Origin of the sequence: Sinorhizobium fredii USDA 257 (assembly GCF_000265205.3) — a bacterium.
GTDB classification, from domain to species: Bacteria; Pseudomonadota; Alphaproteobacteria; order Rhizobiales; family Rhizobiaceae; genus Sinorhizobium; species Sinorhizobium fredii_B.
The window spans coordinates 3,894,590-3,910,079 of the sequence record NC_018000.1 but is presented as its reverse complement, the minus strand read 5'-3'; the positions used below and the strand labels follow the sequence as shown (position 1 = coordinate 3,910,079).

The 15,490-nt window shown below is 59.2% G+C and carries 14 protein-coding genes and 2 pseudogenes; 4 read left to right on the top strand and 12 right to left on the bottom strand.

The window, feature by feature from the left end; translation table 11 throughout:
• Nucleotides 1-43: 43 nt before the first annotated feature.
• The 8 genes from USDA257_RS18290 to USDA257_RS18255 all read right to left on the bottom strand — a co-directional run bounded on the left by USDA257_RS18290 (nt 44) and on the right by USDA257_RS18255 (nt 8,060).
• Complete coding sequence (locus tag USDA257_RS18290; RefSeq protein WP_014764432.1) at nt 44-736, bottom strand: response regulator transcription factor; 693 nt, start codon at nt 734-736, stop codon at nt 44-46.
• Nucleotides 726-1,115: a response regulator gene (locus USDA257_RS18285; protein WP_014764431.1), complete on the bottom strand. Its 390-nt coding sequence runs from the start codon at nt 1,113-1,115 to the stop codon at nt 726-728. Before USDA257_RS18285 ends, USDA257_RS18290 begins: the two co-directional genes overlap by 11 nt.
• On the bottom strand, nt 1,112-1,759 hold the full coding sequence (locus tag USDA257_RS18280) for a response regulator transcription factor (RefSeq protein ID WP_014764430.1): 648 nt from the start codon (nt 1,757-1,759) through the stop codon (nt 1,112-1,114). Before USDA257_RS18280 ends, USDA257_RS18285 begins: the two co-directional genes overlap by 4 nt.
• The gene (locus USDA257_RS18275; protein ID WP_014764429.1) at nt 1,759-4,587 is read right to left on the bottom strand and encodes an MASE1 domain-containing protein; all 2,829 of its coding nucleotides are present in this window, start codon (nt 4,585-4,587) and stop codon (nt 1,759-1,761) included. Before USDA257_RS18275 ends, USDA257_RS18280 begins: the two co-directional genes overlap by 1 nt.
• Before the next feature lie 370 nt (nt 4,588-4,957).
• Nucleotides 4,958-6,301, bottom strand: coding sequence for an alpha/beta hydrolase (locus USDA257_RS18270; RefSeq protein WP_014764428.1), 1,344 nt, complete (start codon nt 6,299-6,301; stop codon nt 4,958-4,960).
• A 91-nt stretch (nt 6,302-6,392) separates the two neighbouring features.
• Complete coding sequence (locus USDA257_RS18265) at nt 6,393-6,740, bottom strand: hypothetical protein (protein WP_041414388.1); 348 nt, start codon at nt 6,738-6,740, stop codon at nt 6,393-6,395.
• A gap of 332 nt (nt 6,741-7,072) precedes the next feature.
• Nucleotides 7,073-7,516, bottom strand: coding sequence for a carboxymuconolactone decarboxylase family protein (locus USDA257_RS18260; RefSeq protein ID WP_014764427.1), 444 nt, complete (start codon nt 7,514-7,516; stop codon nt 7,073-7,075).
• A gap of 142 nt (nt 7,517-7,658) precedes the next feature.
• Nucleotides 7,659-8,060: a cupin domain-containing protein gene (locus USDA257_RS18255; protein WP_014764426.1), complete on the bottom strand. Its 402-nt coding sequence runs from the start codon at nt 8,058-8,060 to the stop codon at nt 7,659-7,661.
• Nucleotides 8,061-8,951: 891 nt separating this feature from the next.
• On the opposite strand from USDA257_RS18255, the gene USDA257_RS18250 reads away from it, so the two are divergent.
• Entirely contained in the window at nt 8,952-9,920 is a 969-nt protein-coding gene (locus USDA257_RS18250) for an MBL fold metallo-hydrolase (protein ID WP_014764424.1), read from the top strand.
• A gap of 193 nt (nt 9,921-10,113) precedes the next feature.
• Here USDA257_RS18250 and USDA257_RS37910 read toward each other — a convergent pair.
• Together USDA257_RS37910 and USDA257_RS18245 are read right to left on the bottom strand one after the other, a co-directional pair.
• A pseudogene (locus tag USDA257_RS37910) lies at nt 10,114-10,224 on the bottom strand (oxidoreductase); the annotation flags it as partial.
• Between the two features lie 8 nt (nt 10,225-10,232).
• On the bottom strand, nt 10,233-11,126 hold the full coding sequence (locus USDA257_RS18245; protein WP_014764423.1) for a LysR family transcriptional regulator: 894 nt from the start codon (nt 11,124-11,126) through the stop codon (nt 10,233-10,235).
• A gap of 315 nt (nt 11,127-11,441) precedes the next feature.
• Between USDA257_RS18245 and USDA257_RS18240 the strand changes: the two genes are divergently transcribed.
• The 3 genes and pseudogenes from USDA257_RS18240 (at nt 11,442) to USDA257_RS18230 (ending at nt 13,651) form a co-directional block, all read left to right on the top strand.
• A complete protein-coding gene (locus USDA257_RS18240; RefSeq protein ID WP_014764422.1) occupies nt 11,442-12,530 on the top strand; it encodes an alpha/beta hydrolase in 1,089 nt (362 codons plus the stop codon).
• 73 nt (nt 12,531-12,603) lie between these two features.
• Entirely contained in the window at nt 12,604-12,846 is a 243-nt protein-coding gene (locus USDA257_RS18235) for a hypothetical protein (RefSeq protein WP_041414383.1), read from the top strand.
• 44 nt (nt 12,847-12,890) lie between these two features.
• Nucleotides 12,891-13,651: pseudogene (locus tag USDA257_RS18230) on the top strand (glucose 1-dehydrogenase).
• Nucleotides 13,652-13,996: 345 nt separating this feature from the next.
• On the opposite strand, the gene USDA257_RS18225 reads toward USDA257_RS18230, so the two are convergent.
• Both USDA257_RS18225 and USDA257_RS18220 read right to left on the bottom strand, forming a co-directional pair.
• Complete coding sequence (locus USDA257_RS18225) at nt 13,997-14,551, bottom strand: OmpA family protein (protein ID WP_041414382.1); 555 nt, start codon at nt 14,549-14,551, stop codon at nt 13,997-13,999.
• Nucleotides 14,548-15,222, bottom strand: coding sequence for a L,D-transpeptidase (locus tag USDA257_RS18220; protein WP_014764418.1), 675 nt, complete (start codon nt 15,220-15,222; stop codon nt 14,548-14,550). Before USDA257_RS18220 ends, USDA257_RS18225 begins: the two co-directional genes overlap by 4 nt.
• Nucleotides 15,223-15,490 lie beyond the last annotated feature (268 nt).

Below are 15,490 nucleotides of genomic sequence, written 5' to 3'. Positions count from 1 at the left end.
TATCGTTGAACAGCCGCCGCGACTATCGCGCGTTGGCCAGAGTCTAGGCCGCGCCGGCCCCACGCATCGGCGCGGGCAGCGTTTCCCATGCCCGGATCAGTTCGCCGACGGAGGCGGCCTCCATCTTGCGCATGACATTGCCGCGATGCAGCTTGACCGTCACTTCACTAATGCCGAGGTCAAAGGCGATCTGCTTGTTGAGGCGTCCGCGCGCCACTTCGTGCAGAACCTCGCGCTCCCGTGGCGTCAGCGTCTCAAGGCGTTCGACATTGCGCTTGACGATCACGGCTTCCTCCCGCCGCGCGGCGTCCATCGCAATGCCCGCAATCACAGCGTCAAGCAGCGTTTGGTCCCGTACTGGCTTGGTGAGAAAGTCCACGGCGCCGGCCTTCATCGCCTGGACGGTCATTGGAATGTCGCCATGCCCGGTCAGGAAGATGATTGGCGTGGGGTTGCCATTTTGGGCCAAATGATGCTGCAGATCCAGACCGCTCACTCCTGGCATGCGAACATCGAGGATCAAGCAGCCGGGGCTGTCCAATACGTTGGTGTCGAGCAATTCGCCGGTCGAGGCAAAGCAAACGGGCTGGAATCCGGCCGACAGGATCAACTCCGACAGCGCCTCCCGCACAGACGCATCGTCATCGACAATGATGACGAGCGGCTGCTCCGCTTCGCTTTTGCTCTGCTGTGACAGCGGCGCCAATCTCCGCACGAACGGCTGGTCAACTCTCATGATCATCCTCCATGTTTCGATTGTTTAAGGCGTTGTCCACGGCAGCCAGCAAGACCTGGGCATCGAAGGGCTTGCGGAAAAACCCACTGATGCCCTGGGCGCGATCCTGATCCGCAATCTCGTGGCGGCCGGTTATCAGGAACACCGGCAGCTCCGGACGCACCTTCTTCACCCAGTCACGAAGTTCAAAGCCGTCCATGCCTGGCATGCCGATGTCGGTGATGAGCACGTCCACGCCCGACAGCCCGCTGATGAGCAGCGATCCCGCGGACGAGAAGCTGTGCGCGGCATAGCCCGCGGACTCCAGAAGGTCCTCCAGCGACTCGAGCAGTCTTGGATCGTCATCGACGACCGCCACGACAGGTCTTCGCTTGCTCACGCTCCGCTCCCTCCCGCTCGGCGCGAATGAGTGACCGGTATTTCCAATCGCTCCGCGATACGCACGAGATCAGCGAGCGACGCCGCTGCCATTTTATGCATCACATTCCTTCTATGGATTTCCAGCGTGACCTCGCTGATCCCCAGCTCAGCGGCGGCCTGCTTGTTGAGAAGACCACTCACCACGAGCGGCAGCACCTCGCGTTCGCGCGGCGTCAGGTCGAGATAGCGTTGCCTCAACACGCCGAGTTCAGCGCGTTCTGATCTCTTTTCCCGGTCCTGGGCGATCGCCGCGTGGATTGCGACCATGAGATCCGCATCGCTGAAAGGCTTGGTCAGGAAATCCACGGCACCGTGCTTGATCGCACGCACCGAGGACGGGATGTCGCCATGTCCTGTAACGAAGACGATCGGCGGATGATCGCCGTTCGCGATCTGCCTCTGGAGATCGAGGCCATTGATATCGGGCAGCTCGATATCGAGGATCAGACAGGCAGGCAGGTCCGGTTTATCCGCATTCACATAGTCGCCGGCCGATCCGAAGGCAATTGCGCGCATGCCATGCGAGTCCAGCAGTTCGCTGAGCGCCTCCCGAATGCGTTCATCGTCATCAACGATGAAGACGATATGATCGTCCGTCATCATCACGCTGCTTCCACTTCAACGGGTAATGTGAAGACGAACGTCGCTCCATGCGGTTGGTTCTTCTCCACCCACAACCGCCCGCCGTGAGACTCGACAATCGAACGGCAGATGGCGAGCCCCATGCCCATCCCATGAGCTTTCGTCGTAAAGAACGGCTCGAAGATCTTGTCAGGAGATTCGACACCCCGGCCGCGATCACTGATCTCGGTCTCGGCCGTGTCCCCCATCCGGCGCACACGGATCCGAAGAACTCTGTCGCTTGTAATGGTGTCCATGGCCTCCATGCCGTTGCGAATAAGATTGACCAGAACCTGCTGGATTTGGACGCGATCGAGCGCAACAGGCGGAAGGTTGCTGTCGACATCAACGTCCATACGGACGCGCCGCCGCGCCGCCTCCTCAGCGGTCAGGTCACGCGCCTCCGCGATGACGCTGTCCAGTGCCGTGGCATGCCTCGTCTCGACCGATTGCTTGAACAAGGCGCGGATGCGGCTCACGACGGCGGCGGCGGCGTTTGCGTCACGAATGATGCGCTCCACCGTCTTTTGCGCGCGCACTAGATTTGGCGGTTCGGCCGTGAGCCAGCGCTGGCAGGCGTGCGAGTTCGCCACGACGGCCGCTAGAGGCTGGTTCACCTCATGCGCGATAGAAGCCGAAAGCTCAGCAAGGCTCGCCGCCTGGCTCGCACGTGCCAGGTTCTCTTGCGCCAGACGCAGCTCTTCCTGCGCCCGAACCTCACCATCAATGTCCAGGCAGGTGACGTTCCACTGCACGATGGCGCCTTCGGCGTTGCGCATCGCCGCGGCGCGCGTATCGACCCAGCGATATTCGCCATCGAAGCGCCGCAGACGGTGCTTCCGAGCATACGGCTCGCCGGTGGATAGCGAATGGGCATATCTCTCTTTGACACCCGCCACGTCGTCGGGATGAACACCGGCATCGAGTGTGCCGGCCAAGCGAGACTTCCCGGTTCCGTCCAATTCTTCAAGCTCATACCCGAGAAATTCCCGGAGCTGTCGGCTGCGATATAACGGCTCGCCGTCCGGCGCAGCGCAATCGATCATTACCGGTAGCGTTTCAACGAGCTCCCATAGGGAGCGTTCTCTCTCGCGCAGCGCTTCCTGAGAAGTCACAAAATCGTGGATATCGACGTTGGCGCCGTACCACCGGATGATGCGGCCACTCCCATCGCGGAGCGGATCCGCACGCCCCTCTGTCCAGCGGTATGAACCATCCCGTCGGCGGTTGCGAAATTTCAACTCAAACGCTTCACCCGTGCTGAAGGAGTGGGTTAGGGCGCGCTGCAAAGGGATCCTGTCGTCAGGATGGACGATGGTCTGAATTGCTCCGGCTAATCCTTGCTGGGCATCAAAATCCTCCAGCTTCAGGCCGATATAATCCATCATGGTCTTGTTGATGTATGCGGGCTCGCCCCCGGGCGTTACGCACCAAATCTGCACTGGCACTGTGTCAATGAGTTGCTGAAGCTGCCGCTCGCTGCGTCGTAGCGCCTCCTCGACACGCAGCTGATCGTCGATGTCATGCGAGAGGCCGTACCATTGGAGGATGCGCCCGCTCTCGTCGCGCAGCGGCTCCGCGCTGCCTTCCACCCAGCGGTAGACGCCATCCGCACGCCGCAAGCGATACGTCTTGGAGAAGCGCTCGCCGGTGACGAAAGAATGGTTGAGCGCTTCCCTAAGGCTGGCCGCATCATCGGGATGGACGGCGGCTTCTATGATGGCCGCCAGCCGGCTCATGCCCGGCTTGTCTGCATCTGCCATGTCCAGGCCGAGAAAATTTATCAGGCGCTGGTTGAAGAAGGTCGGCTCGCCCTCCGGACTCAACCGCCAGAGCAGGCTCGGAACCATATCCACGAGCTGCGACAATTCACGCTTCCCGTCGCGCAACGCCTCCACGCTTTGGCGCAATGTGAGCACCGCCAGCTGATGCTGCCGGGATATGGCGGCCACGATGAGCGCCGAAAATGCCGAGACGGCCAGAAACAGCTGCAGCATAAAGTGCTTATGCCTCTGGGACTCAGTATCGCCGGCAAATTCGCTGGAGCCTGATATCGTGAATACCGCTGTGATCACAGCGAGGAGGATCAAGGCGACGGCGGCGCCTTTGAACTCAAAGCGGACTGCGGCCCAAAGAAGAGGCGGCATGGTTATGTAGACGAAGGGCAAGAAACCGCTCAAGGAAAGGGCAGCGACACCAAGAAAGATCAGCCCCAGGACACAGGCTTCCATCCATTGCGCGGCCGAGAGCTGGGCCTTGCCGCGCCAGTTCTGCAACACGACCAGCGCCAGTGGTGCCACGATCAAGACTCCGGTTGCGTCTCCGATCCACCAAAGAGGCCAGGCAGTTGTGAAGGATTGCGATTGTATGCCAAACCACGCAAGTGTCGCGCTTCCCACCGTCGCGCTTACGACCGGGGCAATTCCAGCCGCCAGTACGACGAATGCGAGAACCTCCTGCAAGGTTTCCAGCCGAACCGGGTGCTTGCAAGCTCGGTTCACGAGCCACGCGCCAACCACCGCTTCAAGAGCGTTGCCGGCATAGATCAGGACGGCGGCAGGAAACGGACTATGGAACCACAGGAAATTGCTAAACAGTTCCGCCAGAAGGCCTCCCAGCACCCACCACGGCCAGCTGTGCCTGGAAGCGAGGATAAGCGTAGCCATGAAAAGCCCGCCTGGAGGCCAAATGGAAATACCTGTTCCGGGTACGATTGCGAGCGACTGAGCGAAACCGCAGCCCAGAACATAGGCTGCGACAAAAAATCCCAGATGCAAGAATTGGGGGCGGTGCGACCAGACGCATATCATTGGCTTCTCCTGCCGGACAAAGCCCTGGGGGCTATCAGCGCGCTTCGTATAGCACTTGTTTTCAATATCTGGCCTGGCGAACTCATAGACCCACCCTAATCCCGCCATGGCCCAACCGCACCTCATGGAAATCCATGAGATAAAGTGGATATCTGCGGATCTGATCGGCGCATTCACACCAAGAATGCGTAAGACAGTCGTCGACACAGTGAACAAGGGCGACAATTTACGTCGATACACCCGAGGCCTTGCATGAGCTCCCGCGACAGCAAGTCGAGCTCTGGTAAAAGGCCAAGCCGCGACGGCTAGTCTAACCCGACCACCGAATCTGACGACCGAGCAAAGCGTCACGAATGAAGTAGTATTCTTATCAGTGAGATAGCCTACTATTGCGGCTGAGCACTCTCCAAAATGGACGTTTGATTTCGACCAGTTGCCGACCGGGATCACCAGCCTTGAGACGGTCCCTAAGTAAAGCACGTAGATCTTTTTGAACTGCAGAGTCGGACAAGAAATAGCTGTGACCCGCAAAGCCCGCACTTCCCCTGTATTCGATAAAGTCGGCGATACCCGATAACTGTGAGTTCCTCCACAGCGCATTCGAGCCCGCCTCCTTAGAGCTGATGCTGGCGCTTGTTAGGCGCCCGAGTCGAACAACGCTTCCGAACAGCCCGCTTGAAAGTGCAAGCGCCTTGTCATTTGGGGATGAATAAACTGTCAGATGCAGCGAGCCTATGGGCGGCAAAAGGCCGTAGGGGGTTGCTTTGGCTCCGAACGGCGCATCGGGATCAGACACGAAGCCGAACAATTTTGTCGTGGCAACATCCAGATCGATGTCAGGAGCGAACAGCACGACATTGCTGATTTTGTAGCGCTCGGTGGGGGAAGACCGGGTGGCGTAGGCCTCCATTCCCAACTGCTGAAGGGCGGATATTAGAACGTCTGCTCCGCGGCTGTGCGCGATGAGGTGGAGACGTTTGACACCGTCGGTCCCGGAAATGATACGAATCGCCTTCTTCAAATCCGACACTGCGAACTCGCCAGACTCCCGGTCGATATTGTAACCGTAGAAAGCGCCGCCCGATCCGCCCGCTGGCCACGAAAGCGACACGCACACAAACTCTGCAGAAAGGGTATTGCAAATCTTGCCAGTGGCTTTCGCAGCATCGTCGAAACTGTTGTTATAGCCATGAACAAAAATGACCACTTCTTTACGTTTTGCCATCGCAAGGCGCCGAGTCACCTCACCCTGCAACCCTGCCGCTGCCCGTATATGGGCATCTACAGTTGCGGGTACCCGTCGGGGCCCCTGACGCGTGAGTTCAATTGGGTATGGCGACTTCGGAAACTCTCCTAGTTTGGTCGTGCGTGAAATATGCAGCGACGCGTCAGGCTGCACAGCCGGCCCATCGTGAAAGCGCAACCGCTCCCGAGCCAGCGTAACCGAACCGAAGCTCAATGAATGACCTCGAAACGAGGTGTAGGAAAGTTCGTCATTAGCCGAAGCGGCAGGCGCTCGGTTAGTCACGTAAAGTAGGTCGAGCGAATTATTCTGTTCAATGGGAGAAGCAGCAGTTTCTGTCCCAGCCGGCAATTCGCCGACTAGGCCTCTTCCACTTGAGCAGGCCGCAGGGACGAGAATGCATGGTAATAAGAAAAATAAAGTGGCGAACATCCGCAATCGCAGATTGGATGCGTCAAAGCTCATAGGCATTATTTCCTTCAGTTCGTCTCCAGAACTCGGGCCCTGCCTTCGTCATCGTTTGAGCCGCTGAGGGTGTCGGGCACCACGCCGATGCGCCGCTCTAGCAGCAGTTCTCGATTCGATGTGCCTGCCGAGCCTCATGAATGACCCGCCGCACGTCGTCCGCGAGGATGTTATCGCGCCTCATCACGAGCTGGACGATGGGGTCGGCCAGCATCTCTTCGAGGGTTAATTCGGGCCTCGTGGTGCCCATGATATGGTCCCCTAGCCGGTTCGGGCTCGCGTGGCGGCGTTCGGCCAGCAGGTCTCGACGTCGATGTGCCTCCCTAGCATCATAAATGACCCGCCGCACGTCATCCGCGACGACGTTATCGCGCCTCATCACAAGCTGGATGATGGGGTCGGCCAGTATCTCTTCGAGTGTTGGTTCGAGGCTCGTGGGGGGCATGATGTATTCCCCTGACAGGCTCGGGCTCGCCGGCGGCTCCGATCGTAACCCGCCGAAGCATTCAAGGGACGGCCGCCGAAACAGGTCCGCTAATCCATCCCCGGTGCATGGCCGTTGATGATGTTATCTAGGGCCGTCGAACTTGGTGCCCGAAAGCGCTTGCGCCCTGCGACCGGTCAGAAGCTGCATGGTGGCGATCGTCGAAGGCTGGAGGCAGACTGGTTGTAACCACCCAGTTAATTCCTCAAATCTGTTCGAACCGGCAAGAACGGCGCAGCGATTTCGACTGCTGCGCCACAAAGACATTATGCCTGACGGCGCACGTCGAGCTGTTAAGCAGGATGTGTAGCCCTGAACCCTACCTGAAGCCGATTCCAAAGATTGATCGCACCGATTGCAAGAGACAACCAAGACCGTTCTTCTGCCGTAAATGCAGCCTCAACCAGCCCCCAATCATCGTCGGGGGCACCAGTTTGCGCGATGTTGGTTAACGCCTCAGTCCAGGCAAGAGCAGCACGCTCACGCGACGAGTAAAGCGTTGCCTCGCGCCACCCGGTCAACAAATAGAGGCGCATGGGATCTTCCCCGTCTTTCAGAGCTTCTGTCGTGTGCAAATGAATGCAGAACACACATGAATTGATCTGTGAGGCGCGCAGCTTGACAAGGTGCAGCAGCTTTGGCTCTAGCGGACCACTTTTAAGAGCGCTCTCCAGCGCGAAGACGTGTTTAAAGCCCGGTTCGGCAAGTTTGAAGTAATTATTTTGACGAGGTTGCATGGCTCTTTCCTTTTCGTCGGTCAGAATCGAGGGTGTGAGCGGGGCATTGTGCGCAACTGCAAGCTTGGAGTATCGAATTTGGCAAGCAGGCAGATGTGCCATGGGGATGATTACACTTCGGTTTTCCTCGTGTTCGCCTTGATCACTCCAGCGGGATAACGGCCGGCGTGTCCTTCTTCTTGAGCAGTACTACGATGAATTTGGCGGAATTCGTCTTGCTCGCATTGCGGCTAATGAGGTGAATATCGGAGGGGTTCTCGTAGTAGGTTTCTCCAGCAGCAACGGTGACTTCTTCGCCGCCCTTAACCTGCATCACGATCGCGCCCTCCAGGACGTACACGAATGCGTTGGCATCGTGGCGGTGGATAGGCGAGGAGCCGCCTGGCTGATATTCTACCGACAGCATGAGCCCTTCCTTGCCCGGATAGTCTGGCAGATCCTTGGTCATCAATGGTGTGACCTTTGCGCCGTCTTCAGCTGCAACTGACAAGGTGCCAAAGCCGACCGTGGCCGACAAGAGCACCATGAGGGGGATAGACTTCATATCGGTCTCCTTTGTAGTTGATTGGGATTTGGCATTCGGGAGAAGTGGATCGGGAGTTCATGGTCTCGGGTGTGGCACTCGCATGCTCTTCTTGAACGCCATGGCATCAGGGCGGCAGAGGAGCTGCGGGCGCGTTATGTGTCCGCGCGGTGGTTTTTCGTGAAAGATGACGCAATGGGCAGTGCAGTCGCTATCGTTCGAACCGATGTTTGCTGTCGACAAAGGCGTAGTTCGCCCTAGACCTTCCGCTAGGCCGCCCTAGCGACCAAGCTAGCCGATCTCGGATACGGGTACACGTAGGCAGGTTTTTTGAGCTACTCGTTCTCGAGCATTCTATCGCAGCGTGTCTTGGCATCGGAAAGAACCGGCGTATGCGATGCAGAAGGTCAACGCTGAAAAAGCGCATTTTTGCCCGCTTCAACGATGCACTCATAAGGCTGGAAGGAGTCTGTGAAGCACCAGACTAAAGGAAGCAGAAGCTCTATTTAGCAAAACTCGCGCTCGGGCTCCTTGACGAGGAAGCCGAGCGCGGTATTCGCGCCTGGACATCGCCCGCCTTCTGCCGATGCGACGCATACCGAGACCATTCCCAGAGGAGAGGAACCGTGGCGATTCAGGGTGCTCGGGGCAATCATGCCAAATTTGGACAATGTGTCGCGGATATCGAGGACGCCGAGCGGCTTCGAATCAACGCTGAGCGCGGGGCACCGGCGGGCGAGAGCGTCTACTCCTTCATACCAGCCTCTTCACCACCAAATCTCGCTGCGGTCCACTGAGAGCACAGGCTGCCCTATCCTCAGGTGTAGCTCGACCGCCAAACACGCTTCAACATAGAGTCCGCGACGTAGCTCGTGATCGACGTGTCTCGATCACGCAAAACAGGAGCGCATCATGTCGCAGGCAGAAACAAAACCCCGCAGGATTGGTCAGCAGGAGACAAACATGAGCTTGGACAAGACCTCAAACCTCGGTACGACGGCCCGCGACGAGCTGGTTCCGTCGCGCTATGCGGTGCAGATCGGCGAGATTGAGGTGCTTGTTATCAGCGATGGGGTGCTGCCGCTCCCAACCGCGATGTTGGCGCACGACACCGACCCGGCTGTCCGGGGGGCCTGGCTGGACGACATGTTCCTGCCGCCGGACGCTCTCGACTGGCCGCTGAATGTGGTCGTGGTGCGTAGCGGCGCGCAGACCATACTCGTTGATGCTGGGCTAGGGTTGGACCCGGCCTTGAACTTGCCGCGGGCCGGGCAGTTGGTCAAGCGGCTGAAGGCTGCCGGCATCGATCTTGCGTCCGTGACCGACGTGGTGCTGACCCACATGCACATGGACCACATTGGCGGGTTGCTCGTCGACGGGGTGAAAGACCGGCTGCGTCCGGACCTGCGGATCCATGTGGCGGCCGCCGAGGTCAAGTTCTGGGAGTCGCCCGATTTCTCCCGCGTCTCCATGCCGCCGGGGTTCCCGGACGCACTTCGGGCGGCCGCCACCCGGTTCGCAAAAGAGTACCGCAGCCAGCTGCGGCTGTTCGATGAGGAGCACGAGGTGGCGCCTGGGGTGGTTGTTCGTCGCACTGGCGGCCACACCCCGGGGCACAGCGTGGTCCGTCTGGCATCCGGCGGCGATCGGCTGACCTTCGCCGGCGACGCCGTGTTCGCGGTCGGGTTCGACCATCCCGACTGGCACAACGGTTTCGAACACGACCCCGAAGAGGCGGCCCGCGTTCGGGTCCGTCTTTTGCGGGAGCTGGCGGCAACCGGCGAACAGCTGGTGGCCACTCACCTGCCGTTCCCGTCCGTCGGCCGGGTGGCGGTCGATGGCGACGCCTTTCGTTGGGTGCCGGCCTTCTGGGACTACTGACCGCTTATTAGGTTACGGCCGAACTAGATGTGACCTTTCAACAGGCTGTCCATTCGGTCCGGCCGAGAAAACTGAGGTTGTCGAAGCTTAAGTGATTCTCGGGGGACCGAATGAACATCCATAAGAATGCCCGCCTGGCACCGCGCAGTCGAGCGGTGAGAGGCGGCTGCGCCAAGGTCAGGGCGGCCGTGCATCAGTGCGCCGCCCGCGTTGGACGCACGACGATCTCGCTGACATTGACGTCTTCCGGCTGCTCGATTGCGAACCGCACGGCCCCCCCGGACGCTGAGGGTCGTGTTGCAAGACAATGCGCTAGGACTTCTGCCTAAGCGCATCGAGGACCACCTTGAACGCCGCAGACGGTTGCCGACGGCTCGGATAATAGAGGTGATACCCAGGATATGACGGGCACCAATCGGCGAGCACCTGAACCAGCCGTCCGGCTTCGATGTCAGATTTCGCCAAGCCGTCAGGCACAAACCCGAAACCGTAGCCATCGACCGCGGCGTTCAAAATCTGCCTGATGCCGTTGCAGGTGATCTGGCCGTCCACCCGGACTCTTAACTCTTCGCCATCCTTTTCGAATTCCCAGGCGTAGGTTCCGCCATGCGTAGGCAGTCTGAGGTTAATGCATTTATGCGACGTCAGCTCCTGAGGCTTCATCGGAATGCCCCGCTCCTCGACGTAGACCGGGCTGACAACAACGATCATCCGTTGATAGGGGCTGATGCTGACAGAGATCATGCCTTGCGACACGATCTCCCCAAGTCGAACGCCCGCGTCGAACCGCTCGGCGACGATGTCCGTCAGTCCGTAGTCGACGATCAACTCGACCTTGATGTCGGGATATCGACGCAGGACTTTCTCGAGCTTCGGCCAGAGAACCGTGTCAATCGCGTAGTCTTCGGCGGTGATCCGGAGCGTGCCTGCGGGCTTCTCTCCCAGCTCGGTGATTGAAAAGAGTTCGTCTTCGATCTCCTCGAACCGGGGAGCGATCACGTTCAAAAGTCGCTCGCCTTCGGCCGTGGGCGACACGCTGCGCGTGGTGCGAGTCAGTAATCGAAGCCCAAGACGAGCCTCGAGTGCCCGAATCGTATGGCTGAGACCCGATTGCGACATACCCAACTGCGCGGCGGCTTTCGTGAAGCTGCGTTCCCGCGCCACGACGATGAAAGCCAACAGGTCGTTTACGTTCGCACGCAGCATCCATCCGCTCCTATCCACGTGATCGTCGAAACATACTGGCTGCAACGCGCAACATCATTACCGATTATTGCTCCTCAAGAATAAATTGATCCGAATTGAGGTTGCCGAGGATGCATTATGGACGGTCGTTAAGCACGTGAACCAGCGTATTTTCTGCACGTTCGCGATGCTTTCAAAGCCACGGAGGGTGGCGTCTCCATGTCATCGAATTATGCGCACGGTACATAAGCGCTTGCAGATCGCAGACGATAATCAGTCAGGTCCAGGCGGCCTATATTCCTCCTGGAACCAATCAGACGGCAACGGAGAATGGCTATGGAAAATGGACCCATTGGATCAACCGACGGACAGGAAACGATCGGTATTGGTCGGCGCGATCTTCTGAAACTGACAGGGGCCGGCGCTGCCGCTGCAGGCGTAATGTCGCTCGCGGGCAGCCCCGCGTTCGCACAATATGCCGGAACGTGGGACAAGACCTTCGCGCAAAGCGATCGCGTGCAGCATCAGAAGGTATCGTACGTTAACCGCCTCGGCATCAATCTCGTTGCGGACATGTATGTCCCGAAGAACATCAATGCCTCGCAACGCCATCCCGCGCTGATAGTCGGCCATCCCTATGGCGGTGTTAAAGAGCAGACTTCCGGGTTCTACGCCCAGACGATGGCGGAACGCGGCTTCATCACCATCGCACACGATGCCTCGTACAATGGCGAAAGCGGAGGCCAGCCTCACTTCATCTCCTCGCCGGAGGCCGTTGTCGAAGACTTCAGCGCAGGCGTCGACTTCCTTGGTCTTGACCCGCGTGTCGACCGGAATCGCATCGGCATCATCGGCGTTTGCGCAAGTGGCGCTTTCGCACTTGCCGCCGCACAGATCGATCCTCGCATGAAGGCGGTCGCAACGGTGAGCATGTACGACATGGGCGGCGCGAAATGGGCATGGAAGGGCGAAGAAATGAAGGCCGACGCCCGGATCGACATGCTCACCATAATGGGCGAGCAGCGCTGGGCAGAGGCCGCAGGCGCACAGAAGCAATATGGCGCGTTGCCTGAAACCTTGACGCCTGAGACGGATGCGATCACGCGGGAGTTCTTCGACTACTACCGGACGCCCCGTGGCGCTCATCCGCGCGCGACAACCGCGATGACCATTTCCGGAGACCCTTCTTACCTGCACTTCCGGCCGTTCGACCATCTCGACATGGTCTCGCCCCGGCCCGTATTACTGATCGCAGGCGCGAATGCCCATTCGCGTTTCTTCAGCGAGCAGGCGATTGCGAAGGCGGCCGGGCCGAAGGAGCTATTCATCGTTCCGGGCGCGGGTCACGTTGACCTTTACGATAAGGCCGACCTCATCCCCTGGGACAAGCTTGAGTCCTTTTTCGACCGGCACCTCCCAGCCTAGTAGGCAGTCGGCGTTCCAGCCGGGCCTGAACTTCGGCTGGACGCTGATCGACGGCGACGACCGACAAGAGGGAATGGAGACCGCACACCTTCATTCCGACAACGACACCTGGGCACCCTCGGGTATCGCATTCAGAGGGGACGAGCTTCTCTCGACGAGCGACCGAAACGATCTAAAGCCGATCGATGCGTCCGGCGATCGGTTTAGGGACGTGCTCTCCGTCGGCGACGACCTCTACGCCATCACGACGAACCGATCGCCACGAGGTGAAGGTCCATCGGACGATCATCTCATCAAGCTGTCGCCCAAGCTCTAGCGGACGACATTACAAACTCTCCAACGCAACAACGAGTGAATGCCATGAACATCTCTTTCAAAAATAAAGTCGCTCTCGTCACGGGTGCCGCGTCCGGCATGGGTCTGGTGACCGCGAACGCCTTCGCGAAAGCCGGCGCGGCGGTCGCTCTGGCCGACGTCAATGAGACCGCGGCGCGCGCCGCGGCGGACAACCTGACTTCCGCCGGGCATCGCGCGATCGCGATCCAGTGCGACGTCGCCGACATGGAGCACGTTGCTGCCATGGTCGAGAAGACGGTCTCGGAGTTTGGCCGGCTCGACGCCGCTTTCAACAACGCCGGAGTCCAAAGCCCCGTCGCCGAGACCGCCGACGCGGACCCCAAGGATTACGACTTCGTCATGGGCGTCAACCTGCGCGGCGTTTGGACTGCATGAAGTACGAGCTGCTGCAGATGCGCAAGCAGGGTTCCGGAGCAATTGTGAACAACTCCTCGCTCGGCGGCTTGGTCGGCATCGGGGAACGCGGCATCTACCATGCCTCGAAACATGGCGTAGTCGGTTTGACCAAGAGTGCCGGGCTCGAATACGCCGCCAAGGGAATACGGGTCAACGCGGTCTGCCCAGGCATCATAGAGACGCCGATGGTGACCGGAATGCTCGAGACCCAGCCGGAAGCGATGGATGCATTGATGCAGGTCGTTCCCATCGGCAGGCTTGGCAAAGCTGAGGAGATCGCCGACGCCGTTCTCTGGCTTTGCAGCGACGCGGCGAGCTTCATCGTCGGACATGCCTTGCCGGTCGATGGTGGCTACACCGCCCAATAGTGGCCCATTGGCACGTCGGATGAATGTCGCTTCGGAAAACTGGCTCGGGACGGAGCTTTTCGATCTTCTTCGTCCAGCGTGCCCCTCCTCTTGCAATGACCGCAATTGGCGCACCCTGCTCATTCCGGTGAGCGAGACGAATGACCTTCTTCCACCCTCCCTTGACGCGGCATGGGAACCGGAAGGATCGACCAATGCGGACATCTGCGGTGAAGGCGCTGAAGGTCTCAAATGGGCCTTAGCGGACAGGCGGCGGTTAACCCGCTATCGACATGCATTTGCACGCATTTCGCTGACGGGGTTTGATGCGAGGCAAGATAGATCTATCCGCAAGGCAACCTGCGATCAGAGTGAGTCGGACTCGGTGCGCAGGTTGGAGACGACGCGCCGGTTCTGCACCATGCAGGAGCGGTCCGTGCAATCACGGACCTCGCGGTCGTTGCCGTAACCCTTGGCCCACATGCGGTTGGCGTCCACGCCCTTCGAGACGAGATAGGCCATTGCCGCATCGGCGCGTTTCTGCGACAGCGTTGCCATGTCTGACGCGGACCCGGAATCGTCGGCAAATCCCTGCAGCTTGATCAGCCAACGCGGGTTGCTGTTGAGCCAAATGGCCTGCTTATCCAATGTTGCCATGGCGACCGAATCGAGCGTGGCCGAGTCCTTAGTGAAGTAGGTCCGTCGGCCCACATTCAGGATGAAGTCCTCTTCGCTGCCGGCCACGACATTTTCGAAACCGGGCGCAGGATCGTTGGTATGTCCGGTCATCGGCGCCGCGCCCGGCTCTTCCAAAGCGGCGATTTCAGTGGTGTTGCAGGCGGCGAGCGTCAGGAGCATGGCCGCGGCGGCAAGCAGCCGCGTATATCCGGTCAAAGCAGACATCAGGGTGATATTCCTCATTTAACCGAGGTTGCTTGGCTGACCTGAGCGGCACTTTCAGCCTGGTCGGCGATGTGCGGCAGTACTTGCACCGCGGTGCCGATGGGGCAACGCTGATAAAGGTCGATTGCATCTTCGTTGAACATGCGGATGCAACCGCTGGAGGCATCCTTACCGATGCTGCCCGGCTCCAGCGTACCGTGTAAGCGATAGCCGGTATCGACACCATCGCGAAGCAGGTACATGGCGCGCGGGCCAAGCGGGTTCTTTGGCGAACCTCCCGCGACCGATTCAGGCAGTTCCGGGTGGCGCTCACGCATCTCCGGCGGTGGCGTCCAGCGTGGCCAGAGCGATTTCTGGTCGATCGTGGCGCGGCCATACCATTTGAAGCCCTCGCGCCCGACACCGACGCCATAGCGGATGGCAGTCTTGTTTTCCATGATCAGGTAGAGAAAATGGTGCCTGGTATCGACAACGATGGTGCCAATCGGCTCGCTGCTGAAGTATTTGACAACCTGGCGGCGCCACTTCTTATCTATCTTGGCAAAGTTGGTGCTTCGGAACGTTACGCCATTGTCGACGGCGGTGCCGGAAAAATAGGAAGACGCCGCTGCGAATGTGGGTTTCTGGACCACCACGGTGCCAAGTGACGCTAAACCACCAAGCACAATATCCCTGCGCATCCACCCCATCGGCAATATCCCCCTGTAAAGCCAAGCAGCGAAGTGGCAGTAAATCAGATTTTTCATTTGCCACAACATAAAATTGCGCGGCTTTCTCAAGTAGAACGGTGTTTGGTCTCTCTCGGGGGTCTGGCGCGTTTTCCGCTCAATCTTCGACCGGTATGTTCGCCTAGAGGGCAAGCTCAAGAGTGTCCGGTCGCTACGGCGCTCGCTACAATTCCGCATGCATGTCTACATCCTGTCGCTATCGAACCGGAAGATTCGACCCAAGGACGAA